Annotated in this window: 17 protein-coding genes and 1 pseudogene; 10 read left to right on the top strand and 8 right to left on the bottom strand. The window is 55.6% G+C overall.

Going from position 1 to position 18,691, the window contains the following annotated elements:
- Positions 1-50: 50 nt before the first annotated feature.
- From ETAA8_RS19215 to ETAA8_RS19195, 5 genes are all read right to left on the bottom strand, one after another.
- On the bottom strand, positions 51-2,486 hold the full coding sequence (locus tag ETAA8_RS19215) for a phage/plasmid primase, P4 family (RefSeq protein WP_145091922.1): 2,436 nt from the start codon (positions 2,484-2,486) through the stop codon (positions 51-53).
- A complete protein-coding gene (locus ETAA8_RS19210; RefSeq protein WP_145091919.1) occupies positions 2,479-3,891 on the bottom strand; it encodes a ParB N-terminal domain-containing protein in 1,413 nt (470 codons plus the stop codon). The genes ETAA8_RS19215 and ETAA8_RS19210 overlap by 8 nt, the downstream gene beginning before the upstream one ends.
- Positions 3,892-3,913: 22 nt before the next feature.
- Entirely contained in the window at positions 3,914-4,201 is a 288-nt protein-coding gene (locus ETAA8_RS19205; protein WP_145091916.1) for a hypothetical protein, read from the bottom strand.
- Positions 4,202-4,272: 71 nt separating this feature from the next.
- Positions 4,273-4,809, bottom strand: a complete 537-nt coding sequence (locus ETAA8_RS19200; protein WP_145091913.1) for a sigma-70 RNA polymerase sigma factor region 4 domain-containing protein — start codon at positions 4,807-4,809, stop codon at positions 4,273-4,275.
- Between the two features lie 119 nt (positions 4,810-4,928).
- Positions 4,929-6,149 (bottom strand): hypothetical protein, encoded by a 1,221-nt coding sequence (locus ETAA8_RS19195; protein ID WP_145091910.1) that lies wholly within the window; start codon positions 6,147-6,149, stop codon positions 4,929-4,931.
- A gap of 130 nt (positions 6,150-6,279) precedes the next feature.
- Here ETAA8_RS19195 and ETAA8_RS35635 point away from each other — a divergent pair, with 130 nt between their 5' ends.
- From ETAA8_RS35635 to ETAA8_RS19180, 4 genes are all read left to right on the top strand, one after another.
- Positions 6,280-6,405 carry a hypothetical protein gene (locus tag ETAA8_RS35635; RefSeq protein WP_261343568.1) on the top strand — a complete coding sequence of 42 codons (126 nt, stop codon included), beginning with the start codon at positions 6,280-6,282 and terminating at the stop codon, positions 6,403-6,405.
- Between the two features lie 95 nt (positions 6,406-6,500).
- The gene (locus tag ETAA8_RS19190) at positions 6,501-6,992 is read left to right on the top strand and encodes a DUF2924 domain-containing protein (protein ID WP_145091907.1); all 492 of its coding nucleotides are present in this window, start codon (positions 6,501-6,503) and stop codon (positions 6,990-6,992) included.
- Positions 6,992-8,485 (top strand): recombinase family protein, encoded by a 1,494-nt coding sequence (locus ETAA8_RS19185; protein WP_145091904.1) that lies wholly within the window; start codon positions 6,992-6,994, stop codon positions 8,483-8,485. Before ETAA8_RS19190 ends, ETAA8_RS19185 begins: the two co-directional genes overlap by 1 nt.
- Positions 8,482-8,862 carry a hypothetical protein gene (locus ETAA8_RS19180; protein WP_145091900.1) on the top strand — a complete coding sequence of 127 codons (381 nt, stop codon included), beginning with the start codon at positions 8,482-8,484 and terminating at the stop codon, positions 8,860-8,862. The genes ETAA8_RS19185 and ETAA8_RS19180 overlap by 4 nt, the downstream gene beginning before the upstream one ends.
- Positions 8,863-9,576: 714 nt before the next feature.
- Here ETAA8_RS19180 and ETAA8_RS19175 read toward each other — a convergent pair.
- Positions 9,577-10,356, bottom strand: a complete 780-nt coding sequence (locus tag ETAA8_RS19175; RefSeq protein WP_145091897.1) for a hypothetical protein — start codon at positions 10,354-10,356, stop codon at positions 9,577-9,579.
- Positions 10,353-12,296 (bottom strand): hypothetical protein, encoded by a 1,944-nt coding sequence (locus tag ETAA8_RS19170; RefSeq protein WP_145091894.1) that lies wholly within the window; start codon positions 12,294-12,296, stop codon positions 10,353-10,355. Before ETAA8_RS19170 ends, ETAA8_RS19175 begins: the two co-directional genes overlap by 4 nt.
- A gap of 274 nt (positions 12,297-12,570) precedes the next feature.
- Between ETAA8_RS19170 and ETAA8_RS19165 the strand changes: the two genes are divergently transcribed.
- The 6 genes and pseudogenes from ETAA8_RS19165 (at position 12,571) to ETAA8_RS34740 (ending at position 17,890) form a co-directional block, all read left to right on the top strand.
- A complete protein-coding gene (locus tag ETAA8_RS19165) occupies positions 12,571-13,140 on the top strand; it encodes a type I restriction-modification system subunit M N-terminal domain-containing protein (protein WP_145091891.1) in 570 nt (189 codons plus the stop codon).
- Between the two features lie 3 nt (positions 13,141-13,143).
- Positions 13,144-15,228, top strand: coding sequence for an ATP-dependent nuclease (locus ETAA8_RS19160; RefSeq protein WP_145091888.1), 2,085 nt, complete (start codon positions 13,144-13,146; stop codon positions 15,226-15,228).
- Positions 15,221-17,074, top strand: a complete 1,854-nt coding sequence (locus ETAA8_RS19155) for a UvrD-helicase domain-containing protein (protein WP_145091885.1) — start codon at positions 15,221-15,223, stop codon at positions 17,072-17,074. Before ETAA8_RS19160 ends, ETAA8_RS19155 begins: the two co-directional genes overlap by 8 nt.
- Before the next feature lie 12 nt (positions 17,075-17,086).
- Positions 17,087-17,308, top strand: a pseudogene (locus ETAA8_RS19150) (type I restriction enzyme subunit R domain-containing protein); the annotation flags it as partial.
- 26 nt (positions 17,309-17,334) lie between these two features.
- Positions 17,335-17,553, top strand: a complete 219-nt coding sequence (locus ETAA8_RS19145; RefSeq protein ID WP_145091882.1) for a hypothetical protein — start codon at positions 17,335-17,337, stop codon at positions 17,551-17,553.
- Positions 17,554-17,722: 169 nt separating this feature from the next.
- Complete coding sequence (locus ETAA8_RS34740) at positions 17,723-17,890, top strand: hypothetical protein (protein ID WP_202921092.1); 168 nt, start codon at positions 17,723-17,725, stop codon at positions 17,888-17,890.
- 19 nt (positions 17,891-17,909) lie between these two features.
- On the opposite strand, the gene ETAA8_RS19140 is transcribed toward ETAA8_RS34740, so the two are convergent.
- Positions 17,910-18,488 (bottom strand): DUF1552 domain-containing protein, encoded by a 579-nt coding sequence (locus ETAA8_RS19140; protein ID WP_145091879.1) that lies wholly within the window; start codon positions 18,486-18,488, stop codon positions 17,910-17,912.
- Positions 18,489-18,691: the final 203 nt, after the last annotated feature.

Here is an 18,691-nt window from a genome sequence, read left to right as displayed (position 1 = left end):
TCCTTCAATTCAGAGGGTCGCGTGATTAGTAACAAGTAAGGGGTATCCTGTTAATCCTGTGAGTTCTGTGAGTTCGTTTTTTGAACCGCGGAAAGGCCAATTCCGACGTAACACCATTGCATCACGCCGCTTACGCTCTTTTGTCTCGTTTCTGCCTTCGGACGAAGCTTCCCGAAGGCATTCGCAAACGCTTTGTCGCTCATCGGCGGCACTCCTCGGTCGCTCAGGTGATCGTTGTAGGCAAATCGCAGCGCCTTCTTCACCACGTAAGCTTCTGGCATTTCGACGGTCGCCCGATCGAGCCAACCCGCGAGCGGATCTGTCGTGGAATGAAAGTCATTCCAGGCGGCTCGTGTGCTTTCGGTCTGTGTGAATCCGCGCTGTTTTGCCATCCGATCGAGCGCGTCGAGCGCCTTGTTCAGCAAGCCGGACAATTCCGCGGGTGTCGAAAGTCTTGCATCGAGGACGGCACGGGGGATTTCTTCACCGGTCCCACGGAAAGCGCGGTCGAACGGAATCACCAACCAGCGGTCGAAGAAGCCGTCCGACGCATCGGATGATCTTGGTGGGGAATTGGCCGAGAACACCAACCGGCAGAACGGCTTGAAATCAAAGCTGTCCTTAAACTTGTGCTCGCCGGTAATTGGATCCCCGCCAGTAATCGCCTTGAAGACGCTCGTGCCAACGAGGTGTTCGCTGGGCAAGTCGGCGCACACATTCGCCAATTTGCCCATCACCCGCGCCGCAGCGAATCTGTCCGATTCCAATTTGTGCAAAGTGAGGCTGGTCGTGTTCTGCTTGCCGATGAAGGCCGTGACCATCGCCAGATAGGTGGACTTGCCGTTACCACCACCACCGATGGCGAGAACAGCTTTCTGGATCGAGTCGTCGGGACGCATGATGAACGCCGGTACTTCCCAGGCCAGATCCTGTGCATCCGCTGGGAACACTTGACTGACGAAAGCTTCGATATTGGGGCAAGTGGCGGCCGGATCAAATCGAACTGGCAATTGCACCGGCGATAAGAATGTCGGCTGATGTTGCTTGAGCTGGCGCGTGGCGATGTCGAGAAGGCCGTTCTGCACGTTGAGTACATCGAGTGGCGGACTTTCCCAGAGAATGGGTGAATCCACACGAATGTATTCGATCACCTGCTCTGACAGGGTTGGGGACCACAGCTGTGACTTACCCCAATCCTGCAGCACGCGTTTTACCTGCCGGCGAACGTATTCTTCAGCTTTGGGACGATAGACACCGTGGTCGAAGCGATACAGCTTCATGCCCTGGTCTTGGGCGAAGTGATTTTCTTCGCAGATTTGCGCCGTCAACTTCGGAACGACACCGTTGTCGCCGTCTTCCTCGGACTCGTCGTCGCTCCCGTTCAGTTCCTCGTATAACCCCAAGCGAATCTCGTCGGCCGCTGCTTCCCAGGTCTGCTCGAAATAGTCTCGGCCCCGTTCCTGGAACTTGCTGACCTCGGCAATCTGGGGCCAGAACTCTTCCTTGGGAACGCCATTGCGAATCGCTTCGCAGCAGACGGAGAAGTCCGCTGCACTCCGGTCCCCCTTCTTCGCAAGTCGGGCCCGTGCGACGGCCGCGGCAAGTTCGTCCTGCTTCGATGCCGAGAGATTACGTTTCGCGGGGAGAGGCATCTTGGCGACCGTATCCCGCTTTTCACGGTCGGGACTGCACGCTGCTAGATGTTCGAACTCGGTCAGTGGATAGCGGCGGTCTGGATGCAGTTCCACCAACCGGCATGGAACTGGTACAGCGCCGTTCCGCTGGTTCTTCCGATTGAGCGTGCCCGGCACCCGCAGGATTCGAGATAAGTCATGCGTGTGATCGCCGCCAAGTTTGGCCGCTAGCCCCTTCATCATGTCTTGTAGATGGAGTGCTTTGGGGCTCAGCTTGGGCAGCAGGGCACGATTGGTTAGTTCAATCCGCTCGCCATTTCCATCGACGATGTACTTGTTTGGCTTGTTCTTGCCGTCCTTCTTGATCCACTCGGTTTCAACGGGCGTGGGATCGCCAACGTCATCGATCCGGTATGGCTCATCAAGGAGCCAATACACATGGAACCCGTGGCCACTGGCAACGGTGATGGAAGGCGGCGGCAGCTCTGAGTTCGCCAATCGCTCCGCGAGTTCCTCGGCGGTGATCTTGTCGATGTCGGTCCAGATTGCGCGGACGGTCCGGACTTGCCACGCCAGATCGTACCGACCCTTATCGCCGAACCGCGGTGCGACACCGAAGAACACATTGGCATTCTCGGTTTCGGAAACCGCAAGCAGCTGCTCAACGGTGAATTCCACCAGGTCCGGCGTGGCGACGCGATGATACGTGTAATTGTAGAGTGGCTTGGAGCACTTCTTACCGTTTTCTTCTTCCCAAGTTTCGAGGGGGCGGTAGAGAACAATGTCCTGTGGCTCGAACAGCGTCGTCAGAAACCGAACGGCATCCGATTTGGAGGTAAGGGGCTCACTCATCGTCGTCCTCCAACTCGAATCCTTCGAGCGGAGATTCACGAAGCAGAGTCAGAATCGAGCGGCGCACCCCTTCGATCTGGCGTGCATCCTCGGCTTCCGCGTCGACTTCTTGATTCCAGGCTTCCATATCCAAGACGCTGCGCACCGCTTCGTCGAGAATCGCGATTAGTTGATCGGGCATCAGCGCTTCGACTTCCCAAACATGCTTGCCGTGCATCGCCACGAACTTGTTTCGCTTGGTCGAGTCCCCCTTGGCCTCCATGATTGGCGGCAGATTGAACTGTCGGACCTGATCGGAGTTGAGCGCGACTTTGATGGCGTGGACAGATCCGATTCCGAAATCGTCTCGCATCGATCGAGCGAAGCTGTGCGCGATCTCTTCGCCGTCCGGATCGAAGTCCGAAACCATCAGCAGGATCAGTTTGTCCTTGCCGCTACGACGATAGCGCTCGGCCATTGCATGCCGCGGTGGCAACGAGCAGTAACCACGACCGGTGGTAAGAGGGACGCAGTACCGCTCGCACACCTTGCGGCAGAGCGGTGAGATCGTGTTCTTCTCGGCAACGACCTCGATATGATTGGGCTGTGACTGCAACAGGTTGCGGTAGTAGCCGTGCAACAGCGAGCGCATTTCCTGGCGCAGAAAGCTCGATGGCTCTTGGTATCCATTCCACACTAGGACCGGACGGGTCTCGTCGCCGATGGCGTGGAAGGGAATCCTGCCTTCAATTCGGGACCGAGTCAGCAGATCGGTAAGATCGCCGTAGGCCTGCTTGGTGTTCGTGTAGCGCGACTTAGGCTTGGAGGCATGCCGCAATGGTGGCGCGTTCAACAATGCGTAATGGATCTGGCGATCTGAGAGTGGCCAATACTCTCGCCGCTCACGCAATATCTTGAGCACGGCGTTGAGGAATGGCATCTTCGCTGCCGAAATCTGCGCCCGTCCTGCTCCCGTGACCAGGTGCATTGCATCCAGTCGAACGGCGGCACGCTCAGCACGTTGTGTGATTAATGACTGGTGGGCGGTCTTGGCGTCGATGCCTACGAGCTCCTCGCGGAGCTTTTCGGCGAACGATTTATTTCGCTGCCGATTGTATTCACGTAGTAGGATCACGAACTGATCTCGATCGTGCTCGCGACTGATCGGCTCGACCCGGCAAGGAACGTGCGTCAAACCGGCTAACTTCGCAGCGACGTGACGACGATGCCCGCTGAGCAGGAAGCCGTCCTTAGAAACGACGAGCGGTTCTTTGACGCCGTGCAGTCGAATGCTGGCAGCCAGGGCACGCACATCGGCATCGTTGGGATCCACCGGTTTGTACAGCAAATCGTTCTCGGGCGCAGGATGCAATTCATCGAGCGGACGGAGAATTCCGACTAGTCGGGATTTGGGAGGAGCGGACATCCATGAACCTTCCTGGCGATTCCTACGCCGCAGCCTTTCGTTCGGCGAGTGGATGAACCTTGAACGAGTCAGGGCCACACTCACGAGAGAGAAAGCCCATGAAGAGCTTGTTGAAACTCGCGCCAAGCTCAGTGGCGACGTCGATGACACAGGCGTGCCGTTCCGCGTCGAAGAAGTAGCGAGCGTTTAGTCGCACCTCGGCTTCGCCGTACAATGACTCGGCGGCCATGATCGCCATCACAATCGCAACTTCGATGTCGTCGTTGGCGACATCGGGCCCAAATTCATAGCGGTAGACATGCGCATTCATGCTTGATCCCTGCAAAGAAGAAAATGGTTCGTAATTACTAAGTACGCCGGCCCACGAAAAAGTGTGCCACACTAATCGAGGTAAATTTGCAGCCCGGCATCCAGAGCTTGATCTTCAAGTTCTCGAATGCGTCGGTAGATCGTGCTGCGGGAGATTTCCATTTCCTGCGCAACCGTGGCAACAGGTCGTTCCGAAAGACGCTCGCACAGATCGCGATTCTCAGGGCTGAGCGAGTCGAGAAAGATCCGCAGATCGACGCCCAGATCGGGGTTACTGCGGTTGGCCGCGATCAGAGCTTCGGGGCGCTCGTCACAGTGGCCACCACGAGCCCGGTCACGGCGCTTTAGATGTTTGCGATAGAGCGTGATGAGAAATCGGTCCACCACGCGACAGATGAAGAGACCTGCTGGACCGCGGGATGCATCATAGAGTTGCAGACGAGGAACAACGTGCGCAAGGACATCTTGGATAATGCCCTCCTCGTCGACCGGTGGCGGCCAGTTGCGGCACTGCGTCTGGACCTTCCTCTGAATGAAGTGTCGCCGGAGGAGAACGGCGTCTGTGTCGTTGAGGGGGAGAGTTGGAAACCAACCAGCCAATGCGTGCATCCGAGCAGCTCCGGGAAAGAAAGAGAGACCTTTCTTATTCCCGGCGCACGTGCGCGCAGGCACGTTGAAATCAAGCGCACACCGTTGACCTATAAGGACTTAAAACGCGCACACTGCAGTCATTCCGCTGACCTCTCTAGCTTCCCTTGCCGTGGTGTCCTGCCTTCCTCATTCTTGCCCAAATTCAGCCGTTCCGGATCCATCGTTAGTGGCCGATTGGTTGGTTTTGGAAGGTCAGGCAGCGCATTTCCCGCTTCGATCCACTTTGCCGCTCGCTCGATCATTCGAGAAACCGTTCCTCGGTGACGGGAGATCGAGTACTGCCTCAAAAGCAGATCGGCAATCTCTTGCTGGTCGTATCCTGTCGCAACAAAAATTCTGTGAGCAATGAAATCTTCTTTGGAGGGCATTTTGAGCTGGGCAGGTGTTTCTGGAGTATTTTCTCCTTCTGCTTTTCCTTCACACCAAGTCGAAAGCGACAACTTTAGTAGTCCGACTGCATCTTCTAGCTCAGGCAGAATCTCCTTTAACTCTTGCGGAAGTAACTGCTGTTCCTCCCATGTAGCCCGGTCAGGGTGCTGCAGGGGCCACATGAATGCATCTAGCTTGGCCGAGTAAGGCCGAAGCAACTTGGCAAGTTCGTCGATTGCATTTCTCACACCAGGTGCATCGGAAAGTTCTGGCAAATCGCACCAACCGAAGTCGGCCGGAGGGACAGCATCACGTGGCCCGACCCAGGCTTTTGAATCGACCTTAAACCGATCATGGAGTCGGTGTCCGACGTACTTAAGTCGAAGTAAATCATTTCCGGCGGCGGTAACTCCTCGCCGTATTACGTGAACCAACTCAATACTCGATTGGAGCAGTTCGCCGAGTAACTTCTCGATATGGAGCGGTTGTCCTGAATCGTCGACACGCGATCGCACATTACCTAGTTGAATGCGTGAAGCCCAATACTCCACTGGACGAGGTGCAGGAGGCGGTTCTGGCCGCATCGCGTCAGCCAACACCACCTGAAGATGTTCGGGAAGTGGAAGTTGCCAGTCGTAAATCAACTTTGCAGCGCCGAGCGTCGGAATATTGTGAGTCCGCTCGATGAATTCACCGTGACCAACCTCGGTGTCATTCTCGTCGACTAGCCATTCATGGACTTGGTATTTCGAATAGACGTATCGGTCGCTGCCTAGCTCATGAATTATGCCGAAGTAGCGTCCGATCAACTCATACTGGCTAACGAGGCCCGATACCCACCGTGACGTTGCATGCTCATGCAGGGTTACGAAAGTGTGGTTGGGCAACAGGATCGGGATTGTTTCGAAGTGAAAGATTCTTCCGGGCACTGAATCGCTCCATCGACCTTGGCACACTTTTCCTCTCGCCGCAGTACTTAGTTAACCAGAGGGTCACCTGTCACGGCAATGGTTAGCCGGGGTGAAATCCCGACTAGTCCGGATTCAGCACGGAGGCCACATGCTTTTCCTTGACCCGCCCCACGAACTTTCGCCCGAGCAGCGGCTGCAGATCATCGCCGCCATCTTCGCCCGCGGCATCCTGCGCCTCGCCGAACTCGATCTCATCGAGCCCGAGGAATCTTGAACCGAGCCCCTTGAACTGCCCGGGAAATCGAGGCTCAGTGTGTGACGTGGTTAACGGGCGGAGAGTTTCCGCCGAACCCGATTAAGGAGAACAACATGTCTGATCGATTACGAGGAATTGAGGCGGAACTGGCCAAGCTGCCGCTGCTGACCGTCGGCGAACTGCGCAACCGGTTCATCGAGGTCTTCGGCGAGCCAACCAACAGCCGGCACAAGGACTGGTTGGTGAAGAGGATCGCTTGGCGCATGCAGGCAAATCTCGAAGGCGGCTTGTCCGAACGGGCGCTGGCCCGGGCGAAAGAACTCGCCAACGAAGCCGACCTGCGAATCATGGCACCTCGGAAGCCAGGGACGTCGCCCGGCACCACGACCAAGGTGGTTGCCTGCCCGGTCGATGCTCGTCTTCCGCCACCGGGATCGGTGATCAAACGCGAGTACAAAGGCCAAACGTTGCTCGTGACTGTTAGGCACGAAGGTTTCGAATTCGAGGGCCAAACATTTGCCTCTCTGACGGCGATCGCCAAGTCCGTAACCGGACAGCATTGGAATGGCTACGTCTTCTTCGGTCTCGGTAAGGGAGCGAAGTGATGAAGAAAACCAACAAGCCAACCGTTGTTCGCTGTGCGGTCTACACCCGCAAGAGTACCGAGGAAGGTCTCGACCAGGACTTCAACTCGCTCGATGCCCAACGCGACTCGGGCGAAGCATTCATCAAGAGCCAACAGCACGAAGGCTGGATGCTGGTGCCGGACAGATATAACGACGGTGGTTTCACAGGCGGCAACATGGACCGACCAGCGCTCAAGCGGCTGATGGCGGATATCGAAGCGGGAAAGATCGACTGCGTAATCGTTTACAAAGTGGATCGCCTGTCCCGCTCGCTGCTCGACTTCGCCCGCATGATGGAGGTGTTCGACAAGAAGAAGGTCGCCTTCGTATCGGTGACACAGCAGTTCAACACCGCGAGTTCTATGGGACGCCTCGTCCTGAACGTGCTACTCTCCTTCGCACAGTTCGAACGAGAGATGATCTCGGAACGAACACGCGACAAGATCGCTGCCGCACGGCGTAAAGGCAAATGGGTGGGTGGCATGCCACTACTAGGTTTCAACGTCGAGCATTCGAGGCTCGTAGTGAACGAACCCGAGGCCGAGCAAGTCCGCGAGATCTTCGGCCTCTACGCCGAGAACCAAGCGATGACAAAAACCGCACGTCAACTGAACGAACGCGGTTGGCGGACGAAGAAGTGGAAGACCAAGACGGGTCGAATCATTGGCGGGCACCTATTTACCAAGGGCCGCCTTTGGCAAATGCTCACGAACCCGGCGTACATCGGCAAGGTGAAGTATAAGGACGAGGTTCATCCCGGCGAGCACAAGGCAATCGTGGACGAGGGCCTGTTTCTGAGAGTTCAGGCGGCGCTGACTCGGAACAAGGACAATGGCGGTGCCGGGAACCGGAATCGGCACGGTGCACTACTCCGTGGTCTTCTTCGTTGCGGCTGTTGCGACGCGCCCATGCACCACGTGTTCACGCAAAAGGGAACGAAGCGGTATCGATACTACGTCTGTGCTAAGGCTCAGCGTGATGGCTGGGATACGTGTGCGGCACCTTCCCTTCCTGCCGGAGAGATCGAGGGGTTCGTCGTCGAACAACTTAAGGCACTGGCTGATTCGCCAGAACTGCTGGATGCGACCCTGAAGGCAGCGAAGCTGGCTCAGGCGACCGAAGAGAAGCGATTGCAGGACGAAGTCCGCTCCCTGAACCGCAAACACGTCAGCGCCGAGCAGGTCATGCGACGGGCGGAGGGCGATTCACTCACTGTTGCCAACGAGAAAGTGGCGGAGATAAGGTGCTCCATCGAACGGACCGAAAGTGAGCTTTCCGTGGTCTCTGCCCGTAAGGTCAACGCCAGCCAGATCCGCGATGCCCTTGCCGACTTCACCCGCCTCTGGGGCACGCTCAGCACGCGGGAACAGGCACGCGTCATGGAGCTTTTGGTCGAGACGGTCTCGCACGACGGGCGTGATGGCAATCTGTCGATTTCATTCAGTACGGTTACCGAGGATGCAATGGCATGAAAGTCGAAATGAAGGTGAAGTTTAAGCGCGGAGCCAAGGGGAAGAAGAAATTGGCGGCGGGATCGCAGGCCCCGACAGTCCGCGTACCACGTATCGCGAAGCTCATGGCGCTAGCAATTCACTTCGATCAGTTGATCCGCGAGGGCAAGGTGCGGGACCAGGCGGAGATTGCGGAACTTGGGCATGTCTCGCGGGCACGGGTGACACAGATTATGAATCTGTTGAATCTGGCCCCGGAGATTCAGGAGGAGTTGTTGTTCGTGGCTTCGGTCGAAGGCATGTTCACCGAACGTCACGTCCGCAGGTTGGTTGCGGCGGCAGAATGGTCGAAACAACGACTACTAAAAAGCAGCATTTCGCGTAATTCGAGCCGCTGAGCTTCAACCATCAAGCCTGCTGAAACTCGGTTCCCAACAAACTAACGAGTTGATCAGCAGATAAGCTGTTCAGATCATAAGTAACTTCGAGTTGGCGAATTCGGATAGGCAGTCGGTGAACCAAATCACCCGCCTTGACTTTAGTACCCACAATCCCCGCTCGTGCTCTTCCTCGGGACGAATCCCAATAAAGTCGATCCAGGACTTCAAAGATGCAAGGAATGCGAGTTAGGTACAAGCGTTTTAGTACCTCCGTGGTTACGTGGTCTAAAGTGGAAACCGCCGGAGTTAGAAACAGTCGGCAGTGTTCCGGCGCCATGTTTTTGACTCTCCACGCAATGAACAGCAAGTGACGATAGAAATGCCGTGGATTCTTCGGTTCGAAGACATATGAGTAGTCGTTTGTGACTTGACGAATTCCCATTACTATCGGGCACACTTGATCGAAGTAATAGAGCGACAGCCAACTCCAAAGTCCTGCATTGGCGAGCAAGTCGTGATCCGAAATCGGGCTGAGGACTTGATGTAAGTACTCTGCTGCGACTTGCCGAGTCCTAAATTGCCGTGGCTCAACATGCACTGGCGATGTCGTCGGATCAGAAAATGCTGGATCGACGAGCAGCGTCTGCGGTACCGCCCTAGCGGGTTCGATCCTGCACTCTGCCAGATACCCGCGAAAGGCCGCTAGTCCGGCCGCGTTGAACTGACGCGCTATCATGGCTCTCCTCCGGTCATGCGAGTGAGCGTGTTCTGATATTCGTCAAACAGACGGTGCTGATTGCAGAATGCAGTGGCGACTTCGTCGATCCACTCGTCAATTAGCTCAGACGTGTCTACGGTAGCGGGAGGTTTCGTTTGCAATGGATGCAAGTCCCTTCCAAAACGCAGCCACAACACTGACCAGCGATCGCTATCCTCGTCTATTTCGACGTTTTCCGCGATCGCGGCTCGCAGTACGCGGCGAATCACATCCGGATAGATAATCGCGTAGAGCATCGCGTCGGATCGCACGCGATCCTTGAGGTCGGTCAACCTTTCATTCACCTGTAGTAGCACATCATGATCAGTGAACTCTAGCCGCCAAACTTCCTGCCCCAAATCGGCTAGTTCAATTGGCAAGATCCCGCGCCGCCCTCCAGAACTAGGCTCGCCAGATCTTTCGGGACGAAGTTGATCAGCCACACCGAGAAGACGTCCGATTTGCTCGCTCCGGTCGATAACCTTGAGTGTGAAGAGAACATTTTCTTGCTCGATATGCTTTAATTCTCGCAACTGGGGCTGCTGCAGTTGCCCGACCGTACCGCACGCTATGCGTTCGACGATGCTAGACCCAGCTGAAGTTGCTTCCAGCACGACTTCAGCATCCGACGTGAACACCCCTTCCTCGAATTGAATGTTCGCGGAGAACCGTCGCGGTGTACCATCAAATAGCTGCAGGTCAATCTTGCTGCGAGGAATTCGTCTCCGCCCCGTGAAGTTCACTCGTTTAATCATGCCTGAGTCTCCGCAGGTTTCGCGTCGCCCTGAGGTTCGTCATTTGGCGGCTCGTCAATTCGGACGTACAAATCCCGATGCCGATCGAACCCGTCGATTGCCAACGTGAAGTTTGCTTGAAAATCATGCAGCAACAATTGATTTCCCTGAACTCGCGTTACCTTGAGGCCTCGGCCCGTCGGTTTCAACTCGCCCGATTGCTCGCCAAGGCTGAAATCAAACTTGCTCCAATTTTTCAGCGGATCGCCACGGGGCAAATCGTAGGCAACGGAAAGCAAGAGGTTTCCTTTTTCCGGTAGCAGTACGTTTGGTGTCCGACTGACAGTGAAACCTCCTGCGCGATCTGTGACGCGATACCACTTGGGCGTCACGACTGGCGGTTCGAACTTGGGCGATTCAGTCGCATCTTCACCAGATGATCGTTTACGTTGACTCCCTTTCGGCAATTCGACTGAAAAGAAGTCGCTCAGCAAATCGAAGTCTGGTTCCGTATTAGGCGGTGTCAACAATTCGACAAGCGAGTCGACAAGGCCACGGACAAACTTGACGCGCCCCTTCCATACCTTCCAAGTGAGGTCTGGACGTTCGGCAGAACTATCCCAATCCTCATGAGCCGGCCCTTCCGTATCGCCCAGCAACACCGCAAGCGGCCCGCGGTCCACGAGAAGTAACCCACGGATTCCCTTGCTGGCAGCCCGCGAATTGATTTTGGTGATCGTCATTCCTTCCCGAACATAGTAAGTGTCGCCGCGCTCTGTCTCCAAACCTCTCTGCACAAAAACATCGCAAGCTCCTTGTTCACCGCCCACCTTCTTCGGCAGCCAAAATCGCACACAAACTCCGACGAGTTCACCAGCGGAGAATTGGCGGCGCAGTTGAGTGAGTGTCTCTGCTGAGAAAGCAGCTTCGGAAAGTTCCGGTAGTCGGTCCTTTCCCAGAACCTCCGTGGGCGTGAGTCGTGGCAAATGAAAACATTTGCGAGCAAAGGAGATTGGCGGTGCAACGTGGCGTTTCGTCCGCCGTGGACCGTTCCAGACGATCTGCCTGCATGCAGACTCAATTCCCGCAGCGTCTAGCGTTATCGTTTTCCCGTCGCCGGCAACTTCGACGATTAATTCGCCACGCACAATGCGAGTAAAGAAGTGTACGGCCACTGCCTGAACCAATCGCTCGGCCTTGATTTCCGCCGGAATGTAGGGCGCGACAACCGACAATCCTGGCTCTTGCCGCCGAGTCAGCTTCCACTCCCGTCGAAAGGCGGCTAACTCTTCGGCTTGTTCAATCGGCAATGGCAGACCATCCGCTGCTTGCGTCGAACACCAGAACCCTTCCGGCACAAACTCTTTTCCCTCGTGTCGATGGATTTGCGATACTGCCTGCCCCATTAACAATTCGCGTCGATCGGAACTGCGCACGGTTAAACCAAACATGCAGCCGACACGGCTCGCAGCACGGTAGACCGTTTTGCCTAGACCCCAGCGACCAAGCTCCACGCCGGTTTTGCCGCTGCGGCCGATGTTCCTCCAGAACCAGTAAAAATATTCAGGATGTCCTGTGGGGGGATCCTGAAACAGCAAAGTGTTTCCTTCAAGGCCTTTCGTGGCAAAATCTTCGCAGACCAAGAAGCGACACGGTTCTACAGGGTAATCGTGCGAGTTGTAATTCACTTGCCGTTTCTGCAACGGCTCGCGTAGCCGCCGAAAATAGTGACCCAGGCGTACCGGAACAGGAGCTTCGACTGCTTCATGAATCGCGAGCCTCACCCTCACAGGCCCCTCACCGGTTGCGGCATCGATCGAGTTCTGCAGCACCTCGCGAACAAGCGCGTCGTTGCCCGCATACTCACCTTCACCTGTCTGCTCGGTTTTAAACAACTCGGTCTCATTGGGCTGCCTTCTTACAGCAGTCGCACGAAGCTCATCGAAGACCCACTGGCCCATGCTGCCACTCAAATCGTTTGAGACATTGATTTTGATTGCAAACTCGCCACAGATTAATCCGAGCAGGAAGTGTGTGCCACCTTTCGTCGTGGAAGAATTAAAAGTCGTTTTTTCCTTTATTCCATTGCTCTGAAATTGACGGTCGCAAGGTTAGATGGAATGGCCGACTATTGACGAGGGCCGCAATCATCACTTTCTCTGCCATCCCAAGCGGGTACAATCCTTCCCTTACCAAAACGCGCATTGACGCGCAAAGTTCAGGAGTTTGTGTTTGATGCCTGCCCCTTCGTCGCAAGAATTCCTATGTGAACTCGACCGCAATCTTTGGGCCGCGGCGGACAAGCTTCGGTCGAGCCTTGACGCCGCCGTCTACAAGCACACCGTCATCGGGCTGATCATCCTCAAGTGCGTCTCCGACGCCTTCACGGTCCGTCAGAACGAGATCGAAAAGCATCTGCGCAATCCGAACAGCTACTACTTCCTCGCCCCCGCCGACTACAAAGAGCCCGGCGAGTACGAATCCGCCGTCCATGCCGAACTCGAAGACCGCGACTACTACGTCGAGAAAAACGACTTCTGGGCCCCCGCGCTCGCCCGCTGGCAGCTCTTGCTGGACAGCGCCAAGCTCTCCCAAGGCACCGAGATCACCGTCAAGAACGGCAAAACGACGACCTACATAATCAGCTCGGTCGGCAAGCTCATCGACGACGCGCTCGACGCCATCCGCGGCATCGATTTCAACAACGGCAAAGAACCCGCCAACAGCTTCCGCGGCAACCTTTGCCGAACGTCCGACCTACCGCAGCAGCTTCCGTCGTCGCGGGTCAACCTTGGAAGGAATTGAACTGTGCGTCTCCACAAAATCGAGATTCAGAACTTCCGATTGCTCACCAAAGTTGAACTGCTGCTGGAGGCAAAATCCACAGTGATTGTTGGCCGCAACAACAGTGGCAAGACCTCGTTGACTGAGCTGTTTCGCCGCTTGCTCGGCGATTCGACGCCGAGTTTTCGCTTGGAGGATTTCTCACTCTCGGCGCATGAAGGCTTTTGGAGGGCTTTCCAAGCTAAGGAGCAAGAACAAACCGACGACCAGATTCGCGCGCTGTTTCCATTCATCGAGGTCAAGCTGACCATCGCTTACGACAAAGCCGCAGCAAACCTCGGCGTTCTAGGCGACTGCATCATCGACCTTGATCCAAACTGCGAACAAGCGGTTGTGCATATCCGATACGCATTGCGCGAGGGTGCGATTTCCGCAATTTTCGCAGACATTAAGGTCGATGCGGCGAAACCCGAGGCTGAGCAAAGAACAGTCTTCTGCCGCGCCATTCGCGACCGTGTTTCGAAATTTTATTCATGCTCAGTCCAGGCCGTTGACCCAGGTGATGCGACGAATACGAGAGCTTTGGACTGGCCAACTCTCCGCACAGTGCTTGCCAGTGGATTCATCAATGCCCAACGCGGCCTCGACGACGTTACAAGCAAAGAACGGGACGTTCTCGGCAAGGTGTTGGAGGCGTTGTTCAAGTGCGCAAAGTCGGAATCCGCAGATGAAAAGGACCAAGGCGTGGCGAAGCAGTTGGCGACCGCTGTTCAGGGCATCCAGACGACCATCGACACAGGCTTCAACGACCAACTCCAGCAACTACTTCCTGCATTCAACCTGTTCGGCTATCCCGGCTTTGCCGATCCATCCCTACGCACCGAAACGACGCTCGATGTTGAACGGCTTCTTACCAATCACACCAAAGTTCATTACGCCGGAGTGAACGGAATAAATCTCCCGGAGGCATACAACGGCCTCGGCGCGCGGAATTTAATTTTCATCCTGCTTAAGCTGCTGGAATTCTACAAAGCCTTTCTGATTCAAAGGACCACTCCGGGCGTGCATCTTATTTTCATCGAAGAACCAGAAGTTCACTTGCACCCCCAGATGCAGGAGGTGTTCATCGCTCAACTGAGCCGAATCGCCGCCGAGTTCGAGACAACTATCGGCAAGGGACGCAAATGGCCTGTGCAGTTTGTGGTCACAACGCACTCGTCTCACATGGCCAACAAGGCCGAGTTTGTGGCGATGCGATACTGCCTTGTGAGAGGCGATGGAAGCGCCGCGAATCCGCGTTCAACCGTCGTGAAAGACCTGCGGACTGGCCTTGAAGGCACGCCAGTGGAGAACCTAGAGTTTCTTCATAAATACATGACGCTGACACGCTGCGACCTTCTGTTCGCGGACAAAGCAGTCCTCATCGAAGGCACATCCGAACGTCTGCTCTTGCCGAAGATGAATCAGGTGCTTGAGGAAGCGAACTCGGCAGCGCCGAAACTGTCGAGCCAGTATGTTTCGGTCGTCGAGGTGGGAGGTGCGTATGCACATCTTTTCTTTCCGCTGGTGAAACTGTTGGAGTTGCCAACGCTTGTCATTACCGATCTTGACGCCACGAAAGCAGCGACGAACAAGAATGGCACACAGTCTTGGGTTAAGTGCAAAGTCTCGGAAGGTCAGCGCACGAGCAACGCGTGTATCAAGGACTGGTTTAGACAACCAGATATCGAACCCGCTGCCCTCATTACTAAGACCGATACAGAGAAAACCGATGGCAATTTGCGAATTGCTTACGAAGTGCCTGAAACAGGCAGTGTGCACTGCGGTAGAAGTTTTGAGGATGCTTTCATTCTGGCCAACTCGGCCATGTTTGGGCTCGCCGCACCTTCTGAAGATGAGGCCTGGAAGTTGGCTGGAGAAGAAGGGAAGTCGGATTTTGCGCTCACATACGCAATCAAGAAGACCGGCTGGACTGTGCCACGCTATATCGCTGAGGGTGTGCGGTGGCTTGCACAATTAAACCAGCCACAGCAGGCGCTGCCTGCGGCGGCAGCTCCGGTCGCCCCCGCAGCCCCAGTTCAACCAGCGCAAGGAGCAAAACATGTCTGACGTCGCTCCCAATCCTGCACAGTTGGCTTCACAAGAGGCATGGACGCAGTTGCAGGCGTGCCTAGACCAGCGCCACAGCTTTATTTTCGAGGCAGGAGCGGGTGCAGGGAAAACCTACTCTCTCATCGAAGCCCTGCGTTACCTCATCAAGCGGGACGGAGTTGAACTCATCCGAAACCGCCAGCAAGTTGCCTGCATCACCTACACCAATGTCGCGACGAAGGAAATTGAGACACGAACGGACCAACACCCGGCCATCTATTCGTCAACGATTCACTCGTTCTGCTGGACGCTGATCCAGGGATTCCAGCCATTCCTCAGAAATGAGATTCCGAACATTAAGGACTGGCCAGAGCGGCTCAAGGAATCGGCGAAGCGAGCTGTGGACCGGATGCTCAAAGAGCGTGTTGAGGCGATGGTGCGGGCAGACGCAGACCAAATCGCCGCTATTGAAATGTCCTTGGTGCAGGATCGGATAAAGCTAGAGTCTGTTGGAACTCGGAATGTCGAATACAGCCTCGGGCATTCGAGAGCGGACAAGACCACCATATCGCTGGGGCACAACGATGTTTTGGTCTTAGCCGCTAAACTATTGGGGAACGAGAAGTTCCGTCGCGTCTTAGTGAGTCGTTTCCCCGTAGTTTTCATCGACGAATACCAAGACACCGACAACGTGATCTTCAACGCGCTGAAGGCGTATGTCATTGGAAAGGACGGCAGCCCCTTAATCGGGTTCTTTGGCGACCACTGGCAGAAGATTTACGGCACAGGTTGTGGGAGGATCGAACACCCCATGCTGAAGCCAATTGGGAAGAAGGCGAATTTCCGCTCTGTGCCGGCGATAGTGGACTGCCTGAATCGGCTGCGCCGGGAACTTCCTCAAGCTGTGGAAGACCCGAGTGCCGTCGGCGAGGTGGTGGTATTCCACACAAACGAATGGAAAGGTGAGCGCCAAACTGGAGCGCAATGGAAGGGAGATCTTCCCGACACAGTTGCCCATTCATATCTCCAAGCGGTTCTCGAGAATTTGGCGGAAGCAGGGTGGAATCTTGCGCCAGAAACCAGCAAGATACTCATGCTCACCCATAACGTCCTCGCCGCAGAACAGGGGTATCGGCAACTTGCCGATGCACTTCCGCGAACGGAATCCTTCATCAAGAAGGAAGACCCACACATCGCTTTCCTTGTGGACACAGTTGAGCCGGTATGCGGAGCGTTCGCGAGGAAACGGTATGGCGAGATGTTCGCGGTTTTTGGCGCAAAGTTACAGGTGATCGGATCGCACGGTGATAAGGCGGCGTGGTCTGAACACCTCGCTTCCCTTGTGAAGCTTCGGGAATCTGAGACCATCGGCACGGTCGTTGACCATGTTTGCAATCGACACCTTTTCCCAGTGCCCGATGCCGTTGAGCGAAAAGAGCGCGCACTAAAGAAACTGGGTGCTGCGCCCGTCCCAGATGAAGCCGAGGAGATCACACGCTTACGGCAACTGCGCGCCGTGCCCTACAAGCAGGTTGCCGCGTTAAGGCAGTTCATCGAAGAGAAAACCCCGTTTTCCACCAAACACGGCGTGAAGGGGCTAGAGTTCGAAAATGTTCTGGTGGTTTTCGGACGCGGTTGGAATCTATACAACTTTGCTCAGTTCCTGGAGTGGTCTGGTGCGTCAGGAATTCCATCCGGCAAAACCGACACTTATGAGAGGAGTCGCAATCTGTTCTACGTCGCCTGCTCACGTCCAAAGAAACGATTGGCTCTACTGTTTACGCAAGAGCTGACGCCAGGTGCTTTGGCAACTCTTGCGGCATGGTTCGGAGCCGGTGCAATTCGACCCTTACCCAATCTCTAGCTAATTTGTACCATGACCGGCAACGCGACGGACCGGACGGAACTCCAGACGCACTTCTTCATTAAGGCGCAGAAGAAGCGGCTGGATAAGCGATTCAAGGACTCGAAGGACCCGCTGCACATCGTGATCGTCCGTGACATGTGGCTGACGGGATTTGATGCGCCCTGCTGTCACACGATGTACGTCGACAAGCCGATGCACGGCCACGGCTTGATGCAGGCGATCGCGCGGGTGAGGTAAGCTTCAATCCGATTCGTAACATGTTCGATCAATACAGTCGGCCTAAAAACAATCTAACCCTCGCGCTCTATTGCACCCTGAGGCGCAAACCACAATTGGTTGTTCTGTTTATCAAATGGATCCGTGTTGCGCTTCTCGTTGCTGATAAGACGATCGAGTTTGTCGAGCAGCAAATCCCTGGCACGCCGACTCGCGGCGACGAAGGCGAAGGTGAGGGATTGTCGGATCTCTGTTTTTAAACGCAGATGGAATGTGGATAGTTCCTCGCGCGGATGGCAGCCGAACTAATCTGCACTTCACACACGAGTTGATTACGATACGTGCATATCTGACGTGAACGCCCCGCTCGGAATGACTAGAATGTTCGCCTGCCGACGAACACGTTCTCTAGCATCCCTCGGTCCTCGCATGTCCAATCCCATCAGCGATCGCAATCTTCTTCTAGGCGTTCTGGCCCTGCAGTTTGGCCTGGTCACACGCGACCAACTTGTGGACGCCATCAGCGCGTGGGGCGGCGACAAGTCGCAACCGCTCAATATCGCGATGTCGAGTATGGTTTTTACAAAACAGGCGTGAATCCGAGCCGTTACAAAGATTACAGTCCTTGCATGGTTCCTGTGCTCGACGCGAATTGATCTGTTTCGATGCCCATTCGTTGCAACATGCTGACGTAGAGATTGCAGAGCGGATAGTTGTTCTTTTGATCGAACGCCAGATGCCGACCATGCTTCCATCCGCCGCCGAAAAGCAGCATCGGCATGTTCGTGTTGGTATGCAGCCCAGCGTTGCCGAGTTGCGAGCCGTATAGCACCATTGTCCGGTCGAGCAGCGTTCGCCCTGCATCGCCGGTTTGCTTCATTCCCCCCAGCAGCGTCGCTAGTTCGCGGAACTGCGCTTCTTCGACCAGTTTGAGTTGAGCTCGTTTATCCGGCGAACCGCTTTGGTGGGTCAGCGAGTGGGTGCCCGCCATGACGCCGTCGACATTGAGTTTGTTGTTGTTAGCCTGGTCAATCATGATCGTGACGAGCCGGGTTGAATCGGTCTCGAGCGCCAGGCGAGCCAGTTCGTACATCAGTCGCGACTGCTGGATCAACTCGGCCGGGTCGGTGATGTCGACCGGCTGCTTGGCGGCGACTTCCACCTTCGGCTTGTGTTCCCATCTCCCTGTGCACAACCCTCTACGTGATAGTACTCTCTTTTGCGATTTTCATAAGTGGTTTTGAGAGCAGCACTTGCCGATTCCGAGTCCCGATCGGTGCCCGAATCGGTCGCAACCCTCTTCGAACTTTTAGAGCATCCGGTCAACAGAGTAGAGAATTCTCAGCGCTCTCGGATGCGATTGAGCAACGTCGTCTCGGCACAGTCACCGAAGGCGAG

This window comes from Anatilimnocola aggregata (assembly GCF_007747655.1).
Taxonomy (GTDB): domain Bacteria; phylum Planctomycetota; class Planctomycetia; order Pirellulales; family Pirellulaceae; genus Anatilimnocola; species Anatilimnocola aggregata.
The sequence above is the reverse complement of the archived record's forward strand: the minus strand, read 5'-3'. Positions and strand labels throughout refer to the sequence as shown.

Bases quoted from the DNA above. Each gene is read 5' to 3' on its own strand.
- ETAA8_RS19215 (WP_145091922.1), bottom strand. From the start codon at position 2,486: ATGAGTGAGCCCCTTACCTCCAAATCGGATGCCGTTCGGTTTCTGACG.
- ETAA8_RS19210 (WP_145091919.1), bottom strand. From the start codon at position 3,891: ATGTCCGCTCCTCCCAAATCCCGACTAGTCGGAATTCTCCGTCCGCTC.
- ETAA8_RS19205 (WP_145091916.1), bottom strand. From the start codon at position 4,201: ATGAATGCGCATGTCTACCGCTATGAATTTGGGCCCGATGTCGCCAAC.
- ETAA8_RS19200 (WP_145091913.1), bottom strand. From the start codon at position 4,809: ATGCACGCATTGGCTGGTTGGTTTCCAACTCTCCCCCTCAACGACACA.
- ETAA8_RS35635 (WP_261343568.1), top strand. From the start codon at position 6,280: ATGCTTTTCCTTGACCCGCCCCACGAACTTTCGCCCGAGCAGCGGCTG.
- ETAA8_RS19190 (WP_145091907.1), top strand. From the start codon at position 6,501: ATGTCTGATCGATTACGAGGAATTGAGGCGGAACTGGCCAAGCTGCCG.
- ETAA8_RS19185 (WP_145091904.1), top strand. From the start codon at position 6,992: ATGAAGAAAACCAACAAGCCAACCGTTGTTCGCTGTGCGGTCTACACC.
- ETAA8_RS19180 (WP_145091900.1), top strand. From the start codon at position 8,482: ATGAAAGTCGAAATGAAGGTGAAGTTTAAGCGCGGAGCCAAGGGGAAG.
- ETAA8_RS19175 (WP_145091897.1), bottom strand. From the start codon at position 10,356: ATGATTAAACGAGTGAACTTCACGGGGCGGAGACGAATTCCTCGCAGC.
- ETAA8_RS19170 (WP_145091894.1), bottom strand. From the start codon at position 12,296: ATGGGCCAGTGGGTCTTCGATGAGCTTCGTGCGACTGCTGTAAGAAGG.
- ETAA8_RS19165 (WP_145091891.1), top strand. From the start codon at position 12,571: ATGCCTGCCCCTTCGTCGCAAGAATTCCTATGTGAACTCGACCGCAAT.
- ETAA8_RS19155 (WP_145091885.1), top strand. From the start codon at position 15,221: ATGTCTGACGTCGCTCCCAATCCTGCACAGTTGGCTTCACAAGAGGCA.
- ETAA8_RS19145 (WP_145091882.1), top strand. From the start codon at position 17,335: ATGTTCGATCAATACAGTCGGCCTAAAAACAATCTAACCCTCGCGCTC.
- ETAA8_RS34740 (WP_202921092.1), top strand. From the start codon at position 17,723: ATGTCCAATCCCATCAGCGATCGCAATCTTCTTCTAGGCGTTCTGGCC.